We start from the raw sequence: 16,592 nt of genomic DNA on the forward strand, positions 1-16,592 counted from the left end.
AATGTAGTTTTACTTAAGTCCCGTTAGCCAAGTGTCTAAAGCAATCTCGACTAAAATCTCTAGAGAGTTAGTTCCACTCAGAATAAGTTTTTCATATTTTTCATAACAGATGCGCGATCGCTCATCTCGTAATTCACCTTCTGCACATCTTTTTATTGTTTCTATAAATGCTGGATATTCATACATGCTACAGGATCTAATTTTATTACTTATAAAGGCTCTAGGGTAGTGAATTATTCTATAAAAACTAGTCCAATCTTTATCAGGAAAAATATGCATTCTCAGAGTATTTTGTTTTAAATATGGTTCTGGTTCAGGTAATCTTAAAAATAGGTTAGGTCTACCTTTAAAACCATAAATAGTGCTACCGAAGTAAAACTCAGCACAAAGCTTACTTTTTCCTTTACCATATTCAATAGAATTAGGCTTAACAATTTCTTGGATGCGTTTGTCAAAGCCAAGAATTTTTTTACGAATTCTGAGTACAGTCTCTCGCTCATTTTCACTAGAATTGTGACATTTAGCTAATCGGTTAATAATTGCTCTAGGAGGAGCAGATATATCTTCACTAACATTTCTTTCCTGATGAGGTATTTCTATTTTTGACAATTTGCCATTATCTAAGTCTTTTAATTCTAAATAGAAATTTTTACTTGCTTCCAATATTTGAAAGCTGAGAAATTGAATAGACAGATGGTTGTACTTTCTATCTGTAAAATTATCTCGATGAAAATTAGGCTTAATTGCTATCAAACTAATAGGTTGTCCATAGTCTACCTCGTCTAGGAAGGGTTTATTCTCAAGTAAAGCTTCATAATATCGAGTTAGTTGCTGAACAATATATCTGTCTTCACCATTTTTCAATTCCAGCACTACTAACTGTTTTTTATCATTCAAGGCTAAAATATCGCAAATTTGACCTTTAATATAATATTGTCGCTTTAGCGGAATTAACCCGAAAAGCTCCTTTAAATTCGCCCAGACAAAATCTTCTAAATCAGCTTCAGTCGCAAATTTCCAACTATTACCCGTTTTTATTAAATTCACGAAATCCATTATCTGGCTCTAACTTGAGTAAATTACTACCTTTAGTATTCCCAAAATTAGATATGAATATATACAATTGTTTATAACTTTAACCATCCAAATAGTTGCCCTACAGTTAATTGAAAATCACTAACTAAATCAGGAACTGGTAATATTTCTTGGTCTTCTTGTAAAAGTTCTGGTTGCTGCTTTGGTGGATAGACTAAAACAGAGCGATCGCCTGGATCAATTAACCAACCTAAACGACTACCATGTTTTAAACAATGTAGAATATTTCCGGTTACTTTAGTCTGGCTTTGATCTGGCGACAGAATCTCAATTGTCCAGTCTGGATACGTCTTGAAGACATTAGCTACATCTCCACGTTCATCTATGGGAATCCGTTCCCAAGCAAACACAGCTACATCAGGTACAATTGAACGTCCGCCAAAAGTACATCGCAATTCTGGGAAAGCAAGGGCAATTTTTTGAGGTTTGGCTACAGAATTGATATTACTGACTAATTCACCCTGAAGAATACTATGTTTTCCTTGAGGCATGGGCTTTTGAATAATTTGACCATTGATGTATTCTGAGCTAGGCTTTGTTTCTGGTAGTTTCAAAAATTCTTCTAAGGTTAGAGGTTTAGTTGCTGATTTTACCATGTGCTTGTACCTTCCAAATTTTCATTTAATGAATTATCCTAAATAAGCTTTTTTAACTCGCTCATCACTAATTAATTCTGATGCTGCACCCGTTAAAGTTATAGAACCAGCTTCCAAAACATAGCCGCGATCGGCAATTTGTAAAGCCAAATTCGCGTTTTGTTCAACTAACAAAATAGTCACGCCTGTAGCTCGGAGATTTTCAATAATCGAGAAGATTTCCCGGACGATCGCAGGTGCTAAACCTAAGCTAGGCTCGTCTAAAAGTAATAGCTGTGGTTTACTCATGACAGCACGAGCGATCGCTAACATTTGTTGTTCACCACCACTGAGGGTTCCTGCTAGTTGATTGCGTCTTTGTGATAAACGCGGAAATAGCTCAAATTGACGCTGGATATCTGCTTTTACCTCAGCTTGATTGGAGCGAATATAAGCACCTAAAAGCAAATTATCAAATACTGTTTGCCGCGCTAATACTCTGCGTCCTTCAGGACAATGGGCGATACCAAGTTGGACAACTTCGTGAGTTTGGCGGCGGTTAATATTATGTCCATTATAGATAATTACGCCACTTTTAGGATTAACTACTTTAGATATGGCACGGAGTGTAGTAGTTTTACCAGCACCATTAGCACCAATTAGAGTAACTACCTCGCCTTTTTGAATAATTAAATTAATCTTTTTTAGAGCTTGGATGCCGCCATAATTAACATCAAGTTCTTGAATTTCTAAAATTGTATAGTTTGGCTTACTATCGGCTTTCATCGGCGGTTTACATCCAGAAATGTTGATTCAAAACCTAAGATACATCAATCATACATTTCTTAAAACAGTGCGTAGACATTGCTGCAACTTCAAACCAACGCCATAATACCGCAATCTTTATGATGTACCATTAATTACTGATAAATATATCAAACGTCCTGTGGCAAAAGTAGCAGATATTGGTAGCAAACGACTTATTAATTTAGCTCCCGACGCATGGGTAAAGTGGGTGACTCAGCGTCCTGAAGTCGTGGCGAAAGAAATTCTCGGCTCTGAGTTTCACTGGATTAGCCGCGAAACAGATGTGTTGGTGAAAGCATACAGTGCTACTCATGGAGATTTTCTGGTACTTAACGAACTACAGTTGCGTTACACGGCACAGATGCCTCTACGGATGAGAGCCTATGCTGCCTTGGCACAAGAACGCTATCAATTGCCAACTTACCCAGTACTAATCAACATTTTACCGCCACCATCTAACTTAACTATTGTCAATAGTTACGAGCAGGAATTTTTGGGATTACGTGCTATCCAAGATTATCGCGTGATTAATTTGTGGGAAATCGATGCTGAAACAGTATTTGAGCAATCACTACCATCCTTGCTACCCTTCGTGCCAATCCTGCGAGGAGGGGGAGAAGTATCAGTTGTGCAACGCGCATTACAGGCGCTAAGAGCAGATGCAGAGTTGAACGAGTTAGAATCATTGCTGGCATTTTTTGCTAGCTTTGTGTTAGACACGCCTTTAGTGCAACAAATCATGAGGTGGGATATGGCAGTATTGCGAGAATCGCCTTGGTATCAGGAAATTGAGCAAAGAGGTATTCAGCAGGGTGCGCGACGGCAGCTAATCCGAGTATTGGAACAACGCTTTGGTGAAATTCCTCATGAAGTGGAAATAAGGCTTGAGGGTGAAAGTGTGGAAAAATTAGAAAATTTAATGGATAGCGCGATCGCTGTGAGTTCTTTAGACGAATTTATCCAAAGTTTGTCTACATGAATTCCATAGAAAATTTCAAGTTACCATAAATCTCACTTATTGAGTGCATCCATACCTTAATGACGAAGCCTGCTGATGTTAGTACCAAAAAATTAATCAGCCTCGCACCCAATAACTGGGTAAGATGGGTAACGTAGATTCCTGATGTTGTTGCTGGGGAAATTCTAAATAGTGAATTCCAGTGGATTAGCCGGGAAAGTGATGTTTTAATCCGTGTCAGTAGTCCCCAGCATGGAGAATTTTTGCTTCTCAACGAATTGCAATTACGTTATCAATCCCAAATGCCGCGTCGGATGCGTGCTTATACTGCATTAGCAGAAGAAAAATATAACTTACCAACATATCCTGTTCTCATAAATATTCTTAAAACTGGTAACAACGAAATACCCACAAGCTTTACATCAAATATTGCAGGATTACGGGCAATACAAGATTATCGGGTAATTAACCTGTGGGAAATTGATGTGAATATTGCTTTTCAACAACCCTTACCATCCTTACTGCCATTTGTACCCATTCTCAAAGGTGGTGAAAATGAATCTATTATTAGAAAAGCATTGCAAATTCTCCGTGCTGATGAACAACTCAACCAACTGGAAACAGTTCTAGCTTTTTTTGCTACGTTTGTTTTAGAGAATACGCTCGTTCAAGAAATCATGAGGTGGGATATGTCCGTATTACGTGAATCACCTTGGTATCAAGAAATTTTACGCGAAGGAGAAGCACGCGGGGAAGCACGAGGGAAAGCAAGCGGGGAAGTAAGCGGGGAACTGCGAGGAATACTTTCTGCGATTGAAATTAATTTAGAGTTGAAATTCAGCGATCGCGGCTTAAATTTGATGCCACAAATTAACCAGATTCAAGATTTAGAGCGTTTGAAAACAATTTTACGGAATATTGTAACTGCAAATACTATTGAGGAATTGCAACAGATTTTGTAATTCTCAAGTTAGTTATCATTCATTTCCCAAATAAGCTTCAATTACAGCCGGATCATTTCTAACAACTGCTGGTTCACCCAATGCAATCAATTGCCCAAAATCTAATACAGCAATGCGATCGCACAAACCCATAACCAAGGGTACATGGTGTTCTATAAGGATGATCGTTAAATTGAAGCGATCGCGCAGGCTACGGATAAATTCACTGAGTTGCTGTTTTTCGTTAGGGTTCATCCCCGCCGCAGGTTCATCGAGAAGTAAGACTTGCGGTTTTAATGCTAAAGCGCGGGCAATTTCTAAGCGACGTTGATCGCCATAGGCAAAGTTTTTGGCTTTTTCGTGGGCGCGATCGCTTAATCCTACCAAATCCAATAAATCTAAAGCTTTATGCTTAGTTTTAAGTTCTTCTCTAGGCGCTGGTGGTAATCCCAAAACTCCTGTAATCATATTACTTTTAGTGTGTAAATGCCGAGCAATTATCACATTTTCTAACGCCGATAATTCCCCAAATAAACGGATATTTTGAAAGGTACGGGCGATACCTAAAGTAGCAATTTGATGAGGACGCAGTTGGGAAATTTCTGCACCTTGATAAATTAATTTCCCGCCAGAAGGCGGGATGAAAGCAGTAATCAAATTAAACAGTGTTGTTTTGCCAGCACCATTAGGGCCAATCAATCCAAAAATCTCATGTTTCTTTACACTAAAAGATACATTATTCACCGCCACTAAACCACCAAAACGGCGAGTCAATGCTCTTGCTTCTAAGACAATACTGTTGTTAGCTTCTGGAATACTATGTGACATTTTTGCATATTATTATGAATATAAAACTGACGCAATAACTCTCTAAAACTCTTCTTACTTCGCGCCCTTTGCGGTTCGTTTATTCATGATTTTCCGTTTTTGAAAAATATCTGGAGTAATTAGCCCTTGCGGGAAAAATATTGTACCTACTACTATTAAAAAACCAAAAATAATTAATCTCCCATCGCGCAAAAATTGTGCTAGCCAATTAGGTAAACCAGCAGTATCAGCTAAACTTCGCAGAATCTCTGGTAAGGCTGTAAATACCATACCTCCAACTACCGAACCTAAAAAAGTTCTTGAACCACCAATCAAAACAAAAGTTAAATATATAATACTGCTATCAAAAGTACCTTGACGAGCATTCCAGGTATTAAGGAAGTGGGCGCTAATTGCACCTACAACTCCTGCAAGTATAGCCCCTAGCGTAAATGCCAAAACTTTGTAATAAGTGGGGTCAATTCCCATTGCACCCGCAGCTAATTCATCTTCGCGGATAGCAATAAAAGCTCTTCCTACACGGATGCGTTCTAAACGATAAAACAGCACCATACTAATTAATAGTAAGGGCAAAGCAATCCATAAATATTCAATTGGTGTTTGGAAAGGTTGAGGAATGCCAAAAATTCCCACAGCACCACCTGTAATATCTAGATTGAGAGAGATGACACGCAGAACTTCCACAAAAGCGATAGTAGCGATCGCTAAATAAATTCCTCGCAATCTCAACGCTGGAATTCCTACTATTACACCCAAAAAACCACAAATTACACCAGCAATTAACATCTCCAATAACAACAATGGAATGGGAAATAAACTACTGCTAGATGTAAAAACCTTTGTGGATAAAATTGCTGCAATATACCCACCTAAAGCATAAAATCCTGGACTAGCTAAAGACAATTGTCCTGTCATTAGCGGTAAGTAAAGCGATAATCCTATTAGCGCCCCCAATACCATAGAGACAATTAGAGAACCATAAGTAGCGAAAAAATCAGCCATTTTAAAAAAATTTGATTAAGCTTAATTAAACTATCGCTTTTATAACCTATTAAGCTGTTAATATTTGATCTACTGTCAGCGCCAGTTCGGGAAAAGTTCGTGATACAATTCGTTCTGAACCTCTAAAAAGTGTCCGTTGATATTTTCCCTCAGCATCTAATAGAAAAACAAATACAGCCGGAACTTTTGGATTTCCCAAATATTCTCTTAGCCCAATTGCCAAATAATCTACAATCCAATATTCTGTAATACCTAAACGTTGATACTCATCCAATTTATCAATGTAGTCATCTTCCCAATTGGTTGATGTTACTTCTACAGCTAACTGGATAGGTTCTTCAAGTGCAGAGTAAGCAGAACGATTTGAGCGCCATGTATCTTTATCTATGACACTTACATCAAGCTTACGCCCTTGTTCTACTTCATTAGCAGTTATAGTTTTAAAGACTGCTGTATTATTAACTACATAATTTAAGTTTAGTCGCCTAATTTCATCATTGAAACCAAACAATATAAAATTGGCGACATCATCATGATTTCTAGTTGCACGCACCTCTACAATTTCTCCATCTACAAGTTCATATAAACCTTCTTCTGGACACTGTTCTAAAAATTGCTCAAAAGTTAGTTTTTGTCTGGTGTATGTTTTCATCGTGCTACGTCTATTTAAACTTTTTGAATAAATCGCCGCCCTAGCAAACCTTGGGGTCTAACTAATAGCATAATAAACAAAATTCCAAAGGCTACTGCGTCTTTATATCCAGAGAATTCAGAAGGAACAAACGCCTCAACTAATCCAATTACTAAGCCTCCCACTACTGCACCGGGAATACTACCTAAACCACCTAAGACAATCACCGCTAAACCGCGCAAACCAAAAGCAATGCCGAAATATGGCCCTGCAATACTAACACTAGAAGCAACTAGAGTTCCTGCCAATCCTGCTAAAAAACTGCTGATGAAGAATGTTAGGATGATAAAGCGATCGCTATTAATTCCTAACAAACTAGCTGTAGTTGGATCTTCTGCGATCGCTTGCATTGCCTTACCATATTTAGTTCGATTAATAAAATAGGTAAGAATTGCCACAATTACAACTGATACAGCAAAAATTACCACTTGAACGCTGCGAATCGGAATTGGATTTTCTGGAGTACCAAAATTAATCGCAGGTGGCAAATTACCGTAAGTATTTGCGGGGTATGTGTAACTTTCTGCGCCTACTAAATACTGAATTAAATTTACAATTACGACTCCTACCCCCAAGCTAGAAACAACAGTTAGCAAGGGATCAGATCCCTGACGGCGCAAAGGTTGAAAAGCAACCCGTTCCATTAGTACCCCTACTAACCCTGCTAAGGTACTTGCTAAAATCAAAGCTACAGCAAATGGTAATTTTATCGGCAAGACTGCATTAGCTAGTAAGCCGTTAAACCCAAAGTTACCACCTATGAGTGCATAAGTGAAATATGCACCCAAGGTAAAAATCGCGCCATGAGCTAAATTAATGATGCCCAAAATAGAATAAACTAAGGTATATCCCAATGCAAAAATCGCATAGATACTACCGATAGATAATCCGTTCAAAAATTGTTGCAAAAATAGAGTTATATCCATAAGTGCAACTATTTTATAAATACGAATTTTCCAGTGTTTCCATCTTTATCCATCTTAATTTGGGCGACGTAAAATTCTTTTTGAATTACATCACCGACTGGTGTAAAAGCAATTTCACCTAAAGGAGTATCATACTTTCCAGCTAGTATTTCCTTGTTCAATTCTGTCCGCAGTTTATCAAGAGGTAATGTGTTGATTTTGGTTTTCTTATCCAACGCTTTCAGAGCTTCAACATATACCTGCACCGCAGCAAAAGATTGGCCGGTAAATTGGGCTGGTTCTTTCTTATATTGCTCAATATAGGTTTGGCGAAATACCTTATTAATCTCACCAGGATATTCAGGACTGTAAGCTTGAGCAATCAGCACTCCATCGCAAAGTGCTTTACACACTGATAAAACATTTGGTGTATTTAGACCATTACCACCAATAATTATGCCTTTATAACCCAGTTCTCGCAGTTGTCGCACTAAGTTACCACCATCAGCCGCTAGCCCCGAAATAATTACCAAATCTGGTTTTAAGTTAATTGCATTGGTAGCTTGGGCTTGAAAGTCTGTATCAGTAGTTTGGAACTTTTGAACTGTTACTAATTCTAGTCCTTGTTCTTTTACTGCTTTTTGAAAAATCTCCGTTTCCGATTTATTAAATGCATCATTTTGGGCGTAAAAAACTGCAACTTTTTTAATTTGAGGATTCTGCTTGAGTGCAGCTTTCAGCGAATTAGGAGCAACTATAGAGACGGGGGCAGATACACGGGCTACATAATCACCGATTTCTGGAATTCCTTTTGCGGTATTTGATGCGCCAATAACTGGGACTTTAGCACGTTCGGCGATGGGGTCAGCACTAAAAGCTTGCTGTGATAAAGTAGGCCCAACAATACCGACAACTTTATCTTTGTTAATTAAAGTTTGAAAAGCGTTAATTGCTCCAGCTTCATCACCGCTAGTATCTTGAGTTACCAATTTAATCGGAGTGCCATTAATACCGCCTTTACTGTTGAAATACTTCTCGGCAATTCTGGCTCCCACAAATCCCTCTTGACCAAGTAATGCTACGTTGCTAGTTTGTGCTAAGGCAATACCGATGGGAATAGCACCCGATGTAGTCGTAGTCTGGGCGGTGTTAGTTGTAGTGTTATTTGTAGTACTATCTGGAGAATTTGCCACAGAGCCACCGCCACCACCACAGCCTGTTAGTAGTAAAGCGCAAGTTGATAATAATGCTGTTGTCTGAGCGATCGCGTTGTTCATCGTTAGAGAATCATGTAGTTATTAGATATTCGGCAAAAGCTTATAGTAATTTTCATCATCTGCAAAGAAATGACGCAGATTTCCACTTTTGCACGAATTATATTAAATCATTCTTATTTGACCATGCGAACACAAATATTCAAAGTGTTTGTAAATACAAATTATAATTAGCCATGATTTTACCATTCCCAGGTCAAACTTGGGAATCGTTAAGCGTCAGCGCCCTCAGGTGTCAGATGTTCGAGTCAAACTTAAGAGTCTATTTATAAAGTAAGTATTAAAGTAGGGTGTGTTACGGCTATGCAAAAATTTGGGACTTTGAAAGAGTACAGATTAGCCGTAACACACCATGTATTTCGGTGCGTTAAGCGTTATAACGCACCCTACAATTTAAGGTTTACTTTATAAATTATCTCTTAATCTAACGGCTGATAAGAGCAATTCTATCCCACAAATGTTCTGAGTTTGAAGTGGCTATGTAAAGGATTGTAACTGATTTCTGTAACTTTTAGAATTGAAACTGAATCAGAAATAGGTACGTGGTTTCATCGTACAATACCAGCCAAACTGAAATAAAAATTCAGGAATTAAAACTTTACATCTGTCTAAATCTTTCCAACAAACACAAGAGCAGTATTAAGGAGGAAAACATTAGATTTTATGAAAAAGAAATTTACAATTTTAGCAGGCACAACATCGGTAATTTTATCTCTGGTAAGCCAACCAGTTCTTGCAGCTTGGAGTGGACCTCAATATCTGGGAGGTGTATACTCCTCAGATCCTAGTTGCACTTCTTTAGGTATAAATCAGGCGATCTGTGCTGGTCTAGGAACTGATCGTGCACTTTATGTGAATCGGTTTAATGGCAGTTCGTGGAGTGGACCTCAAAATCTGGGAGGTGTATATTCCTCAAATCCTAGTTGTACTTCCTTGGCGACAAATCAGGCGATCTGTGCTGGTCTAGGAACCGATAATGCACTTTATGTGAATCGGTTTAATGGTAGTTCGTGGAGTGGACCTCAATATCTGGGAGGTGTATACTCCTCAAATCCTAGTTGTACTCGCTTAGGTTCAAATCAGGCGATCTGTGCCGGTCTAGGAACTGATAATGCACTTTATGTGAATCGGTTTAATGGCAGTTCGTGGAGTGGACCTCAATATCTGGGAGGTGTGTACTCTTCAGATCCTAGTTGTACTTCATTAGGTATAAATCAGGCGATCTGTGCTGGTCTAGGAACCGATAATGCACTTTATGTGAATCGGTTTAATGGTAGTTCGTGGAGTGGACCTCAATATCAGGGAGGTGTATACTCCTCAAATCCTAGTTGTACTCGCTTAGGTTCAAATCAGGCAATCTGTGCCGGTCTAGGAACCGATAATGCACTTTATGTGAATCGGTTTAATGGTAGTTCGTGGAGTGGACCTCAATATCAGGGAGGTGTATACTCTTCAGATCCTAGTTGTACTTCCTTAGGTATAAATCAGGCGATCTGTGCTGGTCTAGGAACTGATCGTGCACTTTATGTGAATCGGTTTAATGGCAGTTCGTGGAGTGGACCTCAATATCTGGGAGGTGTATACTCCTCAAATCCTAGTTGTACTCGCTTAGGTTCAAATCAGGCGATCTGTGCTGGTCTAGGAACTGATAATGCACTTTATATTAATGCTGGCCCATAGTTACAGAAGTTTTTCTCTAGGGTGAAGGGTAGGCTTAGTTTAGGACATCAGTTAACGAACACTTTGATAAATTGCTCTCTCCAGTTATGCCCTTCCCCTTCTTCAGTAATTTAAGATTTTTTGAGTATTAGGCAGGTAAAATTTATCAAGCCCTTTTTTCGCTACCAGCTAATTCCTTAGGTTCGTAGTGACGACAACCATTACATGGGCCTTGGGGATTGACAGCACAACGCATGTAGCCAGATCGGGCATTAAATTTGCAGCTGATATCGCCAATCAGATAACCCACACCTTCTAAATAATAGCGATCGCCTTCTACAGGTCTGATGTTTTGTCGTCCCTGCATCGGTGGAAAATTCATGGCTGCTTGCCTCATTCGTAAGCGCGATCGCGCATGGGTTTTGCGGATCGCCCACAGAGAAATCAGGGACGGTAAAAAACCAACGGCAATCACTAAAAGTGTCTTTAACACCTTCTTTTTACCTCTTCTATGCGCTGATTGATTGTCCCTGATGTTGCACTCTGGGTTTACGGAAGTGCAAATATTAGGGCAGGCTTGCCTACTTCCTACCACAGTTTGTAGCAATTAGCAATGGTAATGTGGTGAGTAATTTTGAGGAAAAATTTACTTCTGCCACTTCAATCAGCATAACTGTTAAAACCTCAGAGGTGATCTGCCGTTGAATCTAGATAAGTTTAAGATTTGTTGACTAATACCTTTTTGAAGAAGTGTTTTATGTCAGGTTTAGCCGCATTCTTGTTTTTTCTGTGTCGCTGCGATGCTAATCTTTTTTTGGTTTGCTGACGAAGTTGCTGTGCTAGCAGTGCGGCTTCCCTTTCATTTTGGAGTAAATCAACTTTTCGCGTTGTCAAAATAAATGATTTGTTAGACTTTCGTTTCACCCAAGGGACGCTAACTGCGAAATACTGACAAATATTCTTGCATAGCTCCTTTATCAAGAGTGGGCAACGTTTTTGAGTATTCAATGTGTTAGCGATCGCTTTCAACTCTAATATCGCTGCTTCTAACTCTTGTGCCATCTGATTGATACGTTCGACTTGGGTTATAAAACGCTCCCGTTCACTGATGATTTTTTTTTCTTGGGGTTGCAGTGGCAATATAGGAGTAATTACAGATGTAGGCTGGAACAGCAAAATGGGCTTTTTGTCCGTATCTTGGATTTTTTTCATACTACCTCAAGCAAGGCTAGCTGACTTTTAAAGCATTTTAGCAGCTAATTAGTATATTTGTACTATATTAAGTGTGATACCTAAAAAGAGAAGCAATCGCAAAGGTTTAGAATTGCCGCAATACTTGTCGGTTAAGGGGAAAGAAAAAACCTTTAACCTTTTCCCCAAACCCAATTCCGAGTTGAAAATCCAAAACCCGAGCAGTATTGAGGATTGCCGCGCTTTGCTTGCTTTTAACTAAGTATTAAAGAATTTCTAGTAAAAAAAAATTCCATCGCAAGGTAGCACACCTGTGCTACCGTACAGACGGACAAATTAATTTGGGATAATTATTTTTTGGAAGTCCCTTAATATGGAGTGCTAGTGCCTTCAATAAACTCAGGGGGTAGCACATCATTAAACAATAATTGTTGTAACTCGACACCTTCGGGACGGCTCCAATCCTTAACCAACTCAGCAATCAAAGTGATTGTAGCAGTTAGCACAACTCCAGAATCACGCATCCGTTGCCGTGCTAAATCTTCAGAGAGATAGAATGGTGAACCAGAAGCATCCATAACTGCTTGAACACTGTAGCCCTCGCGCACTGCGCTGATAGCCGGATAAACTAAGCAAACGTCCGTAGTTACGCCAGCCATAATTAAATTACTACGATTTGTATCTTTGACTGCTTGAACAAAGTTCTTATCGTCCCAAGCATTTACAATGCCTGCACGCTTGATTCTTACCTCGTAAGCTTCAGGTAGGCTTTGTGCTAAAGCAGTCATCAGCAAACCTTGAAACCGCTCCTCTTGGCTACTTGTCAAAACCACAGGTATCTTAAGTACCTTTGCCACTTTTGCAAGTGCAAGAGTATTCTTCTCTACCTCAGTCAGAGGCAAGTTCTTGATCAGCTTCATAGTGCCAACTTGATGATCAATCAGAAGCATAGCCGAGTTTTCTTGAGTGAAGTTAGAAAATTTCATTGTGCTGTTTTCCTAGTTGACCGTTGATATAATCTCAGAAATCTCTAGACTTCATTCTGAAACGAACATCAAGCATTGCACAAGTAGGAACACAAGTGTACGTAGCATCTATCCTAAACATGGCTCAATCACCTCAAATCCTCAACTCACATCCTTATTTACGGCAGACACTTGAACTGGTTTCTAACAAATGGGTTACAGCAATCATCTACGTTTTATCCCAAGGTACGAAACGCTATGGTGAGTTGCATAGAGAAATTGGAAACGTTTCACAACGAATGCTAACCCGTACTCTGCGTGATTTGGAGAGAGATGGTCTTGTAAAGCGTAAAGTTTATCCTACTAATCCTCCCACAGTAGAGTATTCCTTGACATCGTTGGGAGAAACGTTGGTTGAACCACTTCGGCTATTATGCCAGTGGTCAATAAATCACTTTCATGAAGTAGAAACTGCCAGAGAAAATAAAAAGTAAAAACAATCATATAGACAGATTAATTATTATTGTTCGATTTCTCAAACACTTTTAGAAAAGCTTTCACAATTAAGAAACTCTTGATTATTTTATTTGTATATTTTTCTTTACATTCTGTTATATATCCGAAAATCATTGTACTCGTAAGCTAATTAGATACGCCAGGGATGATAAGATTTTTAATATAGTTCTTTATGATTAATTATCTTATTTATGAAATTAAGAATATACGAAATAGCTGATACCGAAGAAATTATGAAATTGTTCTACGACACTATTCATGAAGTGAATATTCACGATTATACACAAGAACAGGTTGATGCTTGGGCACCAGCAAATATGGATATTGACGTATGGATTAAAGGTTTAGGAAGTAAGTTTACTTATATAGCAGAAGAACAAAGTAAAATTATTGGTTTTGGGGAATTAGAGGCTAATGGACATATTGACCGTTTTTACTGTCATAAAGATTTTCAAAGAAAAGGGATTGGTAAGAAAATCTTAGAACAGCTTGAATCAAAAGCAAAGTCTTTGGGAATTGAAAAGTTATTTGTAGAAGCTAGTATTACAGCCAAACCTTTTTTTGAAAGACATCACTTTATTGTTATGAAACAGCAAGAGGTAGAACGTAGAGGGCAAAAACTAATAAATTTTATTATGGAAAAATCAATTTAATAATTAACCTGAGTTCGGATTAAGCACTTTGAGATAAAAGTCATTCCATCCAATACTTGTCGGGTTTTGGGTAAAATGGAAAGAAAAAGTGTAGATCAAAAATGCTCTAAAAAGCACCATTTAAAATCTGATTAGCAGTCAAGTTTAAATCTGGAAAAGTAGGAGATATAATACGTTCAGAATTCATAAATTGAGCAAATTGATATTCTTCTTCAACTAAATGATAAATAGAAATGGTTGGTTGTTTGGGATTACCAATAAACTTTCTGGCTCCTAAGGCTGCATAATTAACTATCCAATATTCAGGAATTTTCATTGCTTCGTAATTCCCTAATTTGGTATAATAATCATCTTCCCAGTTTATACTTACAACCTCGACGATCAAAGGAATGGATTCACTTTGAGTCACAGTAGATTCTTTTTCCCACAATTCTTCATTTGGCAAATTAGCATCGTTGATTAATACGATATCTGGCAAGTAACCCGATGATTTTCTCCGTGGTTTTACTAAAGCTGTTTTGGGGATAAAGTATGGTAGTTTCAAGCGCTTATATTCAACGGTAATTTCTCCTGCTAAAAATTCCGTAACTTTTTCATGCTTTCCACTCGGTTGAGACATTTCTACAATTATCCCATCGTGTAATTCGTACCGTTTTCCGGTGTTTTCCGGCAGCCACGCAATAAATTCTTCAAAAGTCAATAGTTTGGGTAAAGCTTGAGCCATATCAAAACCTCCGCTTGTTTTGACTTTACCATTGCCAATGGAAAACCCCGCCGTCTATTTTCTCGGGGTGATAAGGAATATCGTGATGTTGGTTATGAATGTCGTGATTTTAGCCAAAACAATAAAATTGCCTCTCACCTACCCGCAGGGAGGGCAAACTTTGCCTATGTAGATGCGTTTATGCAGTGTGCAGCAGGCAATTTCATTCGCTTGGGCTTAAGTTGACACTTGCGCTGCGCTTCCGTGCGAGACGCTTTGCGAACGCGCACCAGGCAAAGAAGTTCAAAAATCAAATCAGATTGCTATAGGATTAAATTTCTCTCAATAACTGATTAATTTTAATTTGCAGTTTTTCCCGTAATTGTTGTGCCTGCCGATAAGTTATTTTACGCTCTTTGTTTGAATGGTTGTGCAATTGTGCTGGTTCCAAAGGCTGAATAAAGTAATGCAGGCGAGTTCTCATTGCCCAAACTCCCATTGACGGAAACAGAATTAAGGCAAGCATTAAAGGCGAGATAGGAAAAAAGGGTAATTTGATTAGCTTTTGTAATTTTTTGAAATTAACAGCCCAAGGATGTAAAGATTCACTACCGATGCAAACTACTGGCAGAATAGGAATTTGATAGCGATCGCTCAATTTAATAAAACTCACATCAAACTTTTCTAGTTGATAGCGTTTCCTCCAACCTTTCCCAAGGCCGCGGATACCTTCAGGTGCATATAAGAGAATTTTACCTTGGGCGATCGCTATAGACGTTGGCACAGCGATCGCTGCTTCAAAATCATCTAATTCGGCTCGCACACCACCCAAAACCTGCGACCATTTAGGTGGTAGCCACCAAATTATCCAAGGATGTTCAAACAATGTAGGACTTGCTACGGGTTGTATTACCCATCCTCTAGCTTTACTTAATAAATAACCCAAGGTCAAAAAATCCCAAGGAAAACTCATCCCTGCGTGGTTCATTGCCACAATCAATGGCCCTGTTTGCGGCAAGTTTTCAACTTGTTGTAATTCTCCACGAAAATAGTATTCGACAATGGGGGCAAGAACTTCTTTGCGAAAAGCTTGTTGATATTTGGGATCAAATTCACTAACTTCTGTTCGAGGTGAACGAAAACCAAGACGCAACCAACGACTCAGCAGCGCCAGATAAAATCCGCCAGGAATTAAAAATAATCCATATTCAAGCCAATTCCAACCGTCTGGATCGGTATGATAGTGCTGCCAATGACGGTTAAATATAATCAGCCAGCCTGGAGGATACCAAAGACAAAACCAATCAAACCAGCTAAATATATAGCCTTTAACTGGTGCATTTTCTAGCTGAGTCTTTAGGAGGTTTTCAGAGTGTTGATTTATCAAAACTAATGATATTAATTAAACACAAAATAAATTTTATTTAATTTATTATAGCTTTATAGATTTACTATTGGGATATTACTGTGGGAGTAAAATTAACTACATCTTTTGTAAATAATATTTAAGTATGTTATGAAGCATGAATATACAATACACCAGGCATAGATTTTTAGCAATGCATAAACCTTTAAAATTTTTATAAGTTTTCATAATTATACTATTTTGGCATTACGCACCTGAAAAAATTTAATTTTTATTTTATAGTTAGTTAATACAGTTATTTTGTCTCAATAATTTTTTGTCGCACACCTTAAAACAGTTAACATTTATCAGAAGTATGGCGAGGACTTAAATCATTGAACAGTAATTAATCAAAACTGATAAGTAATATTATTATTCAGCCAAAAGATGAAATTAATAATAACTAATGATAGTTTAAATTCTT

General features: G+C 38.2%; 18 protein-coding genes and 1 pseudogene. 6 read left to right on the forward strand and 13 right to left on the reverse strand.

Going from position 1 to position 16,592, the window contains the following annotated elements; translation table 11 throughout:
* Positions 1-9: 9 nt before the first annotated feature.
* The 3 genes from RMZ43_RS08985 to RMZ43_RS08995 all read right to left on the reverse strand — a co-directional run bounded on the left by RMZ43_RS08985 (position 10) and on the right by RMZ43_RS08995 (position 2,456).
* Positions 10-1,047 (reverse strand): endonuclease NucS domain-containing protein, encoded by a 1,038-nt coding sequence (locus RMZ43_RS08985; RefSeq protein ID WP_322653890.1) that lies wholly within the window; start codon positions 1,045-1,047, stop codon positions 10-12.
* A gap of 80 nt (positions 1,048-1,127) precedes the next feature.
* Entirely contained in the window at positions 1,128-1,691 is a 564-nt protein-coding gene (locus RMZ43_RS08990) for a Uma2 family endonuclease (RefSeq protein ID WP_322653891.1), read from the reverse strand.
* Between the two features lie 33 nt (positions 1,692-1,724).
* Positions 1,725-2,456 (reverse strand): ABC transporter ATP-binding protein, encoded by a 732-nt coding sequence (locus tag RMZ43_RS08995; RefSeq protein WP_322650011.1) that lies wholly within the window; start codon positions 2,454-2,456, stop codon positions 1,725-1,727.
* A gap of 160 nt (positions 2,457-2,616) precedes the next feature.
* Here RMZ43_RS08995 and RMZ43_RS09000 point away from each other — a divergent pair, with 160 nt between their 5' ends.
* A complete protein-coding gene (locus RMZ43_RS09000; protein ID WP_322653892.1) occupies positions 2,617-3,456 on the forward strand; it encodes an Rpn family recombination-promoting nuclease/putative transposase in 840 nt (279 codons plus the stop codon).
* Positions 3,457-3,515: 59 nt separating this feature from the next.
* Positions 3,516-4,397 (forward strand): annotated as a pseudogene (locus RMZ43_RS09005) (Rpn family recombination-promoting nuclease/putative transposase).
* A gap of 15 nt (positions 4,398-4,412) precedes the next feature.
* Here RMZ43_RS09005 and RMZ43_RS09010 read toward each other — a convergent pair.
* From RMZ43_RS09010 to RMZ43_RS09030, 5 genes are read right to left on the reverse strand one after another with little or no spacing between them, the layout of a single operon-like run.
* Positions 4,413-5,204, reverse strand: coding sequence for an ABC transporter ATP-binding protein (locus tag RMZ43_RS09010; protein ID WP_322653893.1), 792 nt, complete (start codon positions 5,202-5,204; stop codon positions 4,413-4,415).
* 54 nt (positions 5,205-5,258) lie between these two features.
* Complete coding sequence (locus RMZ43_RS09015) at positions 5,259-6,206, reverse strand: branched-chain amino acid ABC transporter permease (protein ID WP_322653894.1); 948 nt, start codon at positions 6,204-6,206, stop codon at positions 5,259-5,261.
* A gap of 49 nt (positions 6,207-6,255) precedes the next feature.
* On the reverse strand, positions 6,256-6,858 hold the full coding sequence (locus RMZ43_RS09020; RefSeq protein ID WP_322653895.1) for a Uma2 family endonuclease: 603 nt from the start codon (positions 6,856-6,858) through the stop codon (positions 6,256-6,258).
* Between the two features lie 14 nt (positions 6,859-6,872).
* Positions 6,873-7,823: a branched-chain amino acid ABC transporter permease gene (locus RMZ43_RS09025; RefSeq protein WP_322653896.1), complete on the reverse strand. Its 951-nt coding sequence runs from the start codon at positions 7,821-7,823 to the stop codon at positions 6,873-6,875.
* 8 nt (positions 7,824-7,831) lie between these two features.
* Positions 7,832-9,079, reverse strand: a complete 1,248-nt coding sequence (locus tag RMZ43_RS09030; RefSeq protein WP_322653897.1) for an ABC transporter substrate-binding protein — start codon at positions 9,077-9,079, stop codon at positions 7,832-7,834.
* A 660-nt stretch (positions 9,080-9,739) separates the two neighbouring features.
* Here RMZ43_RS09030 and RMZ43_RS09035 point away from each other — a divergent pair.
* Positions 9,740-10,756, forward strand: a complete 1,017-nt coding sequence (locus RMZ43_RS09035) for a hypothetical protein (protein WP_322653898.1) — start codon at positions 9,740-9,742, stop codon at positions 10,754-10,756.
* Between the two features lie 145 nt (positions 10,757-10,901).
* Here RMZ43_RS09035 and RMZ43_RS09040 read toward each other — a convergent pair whose 3' ends face one another.
* The 3 genes from RMZ43_RS09040 to RMZ43_RS09050 form a co-directional block, all read right to left on the reverse strand.
* Positions 10,902-11,228 (reverse strand): DUF6464 family protein, encoded by a 327-nt coding sequence (locus RMZ43_RS09040; protein ID WP_322650020.1) that lies wholly within the window; start codon positions 11,226-11,228, stop codon positions 10,902-10,904.
* Positions 11,229-11,452: 224 nt separating this feature from the next.
* Positions 11,453-11,947 carry a hypothetical protein gene (locus tag RMZ43_RS09045; RefSeq protein ID WP_322653899.1) on the reverse strand — a complete coding sequence of 165 codons (495 nt, stop codon included), beginning with the start codon at positions 11,945-11,947 and terminating at the stop codon, positions 11,453-11,455.
* Between the two features lie 347 nt (positions 11,948-12,294).
* Positions 12,295-12,912 carry an isochorismatase family protein gene (locus RMZ43_RS09050; protein ID WP_322653900.1) on the reverse strand — a complete coding sequence of 206 codons (618 nt, stop codon included), beginning with the start codon at positions 12,910-12,912 and terminating at the stop codon, positions 12,295-12,297.
* A gap of 119 nt (positions 12,913-13,031) precedes the next feature.
* Here RMZ43_RS09050 and RMZ43_RS09055 point away from each other — a divergent pair, with 119 nt between their 5' ends.
* Positions 13,032-13,385, forward strand: a complete 354-nt coding sequence (locus RMZ43_RS09055; RefSeq protein ID WP_322650023.1) for a winged helix-turn-helix transcriptional regulator — start codon at positions 13,032-13,034, stop codon at positions 13,383-13,385.
* Between the two features lie 213 nt (positions 13,386-13,598).
* Entirely contained in the window at positions 13,599-14,060 is a 462-nt protein-coding gene (locus RMZ43_RS09060; RefSeq protein WP_322653901.1) for a GNAT family N-acetyltransferase, read from the forward strand.
* Between the two features lie 106 nt (positions 14,061-14,166).
* Here RMZ43_RS09060 and RMZ43_RS09065 read toward each other — a convergent pair whose 3' ends face one another.
* Positions 14,167-14,784, reverse strand: coding sequence for a Uma2 family endonuclease (locus RMZ43_RS09065; protein ID WP_322653902.1), 618 nt, complete (start codon positions 14,782-14,784; stop codon positions 14,167-14,169).
* Between RMZ43_RS09065 and RMZ43_RS09070 the strand changes: the two genes are divergently transcribed.
* Positions 14,776-15,009, forward strand: coding sequence for a hypothetical protein (locus RMZ43_RS09070; RefSeq protein WP_322653903.1), 234 nt, complete (start codon positions 14,776-14,778; stop codon positions 15,007-15,009). The genes RMZ43_RS09065 and RMZ43_RS09070 overlap by 9 nt on opposite strands.
* 85 nt (positions 15,010-15,094) lie before the next feature.
* On the opposite strand, the gene RMZ43_RS09075 is transcribed toward RMZ43_RS09070, so the two are convergent.
* On the reverse strand, positions 15,095-16,150 hold the full coding sequence (locus RMZ43_RS09075) for a 1-acyl-sn-glycerol-3-phosphate acyltransferase (RefSeq protein ID WP_322653904.1): 1,056 nt from the start codon (positions 16,148-16,150) through the stop codon (positions 15,095-15,097).
* Positions 16,151-16,592: the final 442 nt, after the last annotated feature.

It is taken from the genome of Nostoc sp. CmiVER01, assembly GCF_034531135.2.
GTDB lineage: Bacteria > Cyanobacteriota > Cyanobacteriia > Cyanobacteriales > Nostocaceae > Nostoc.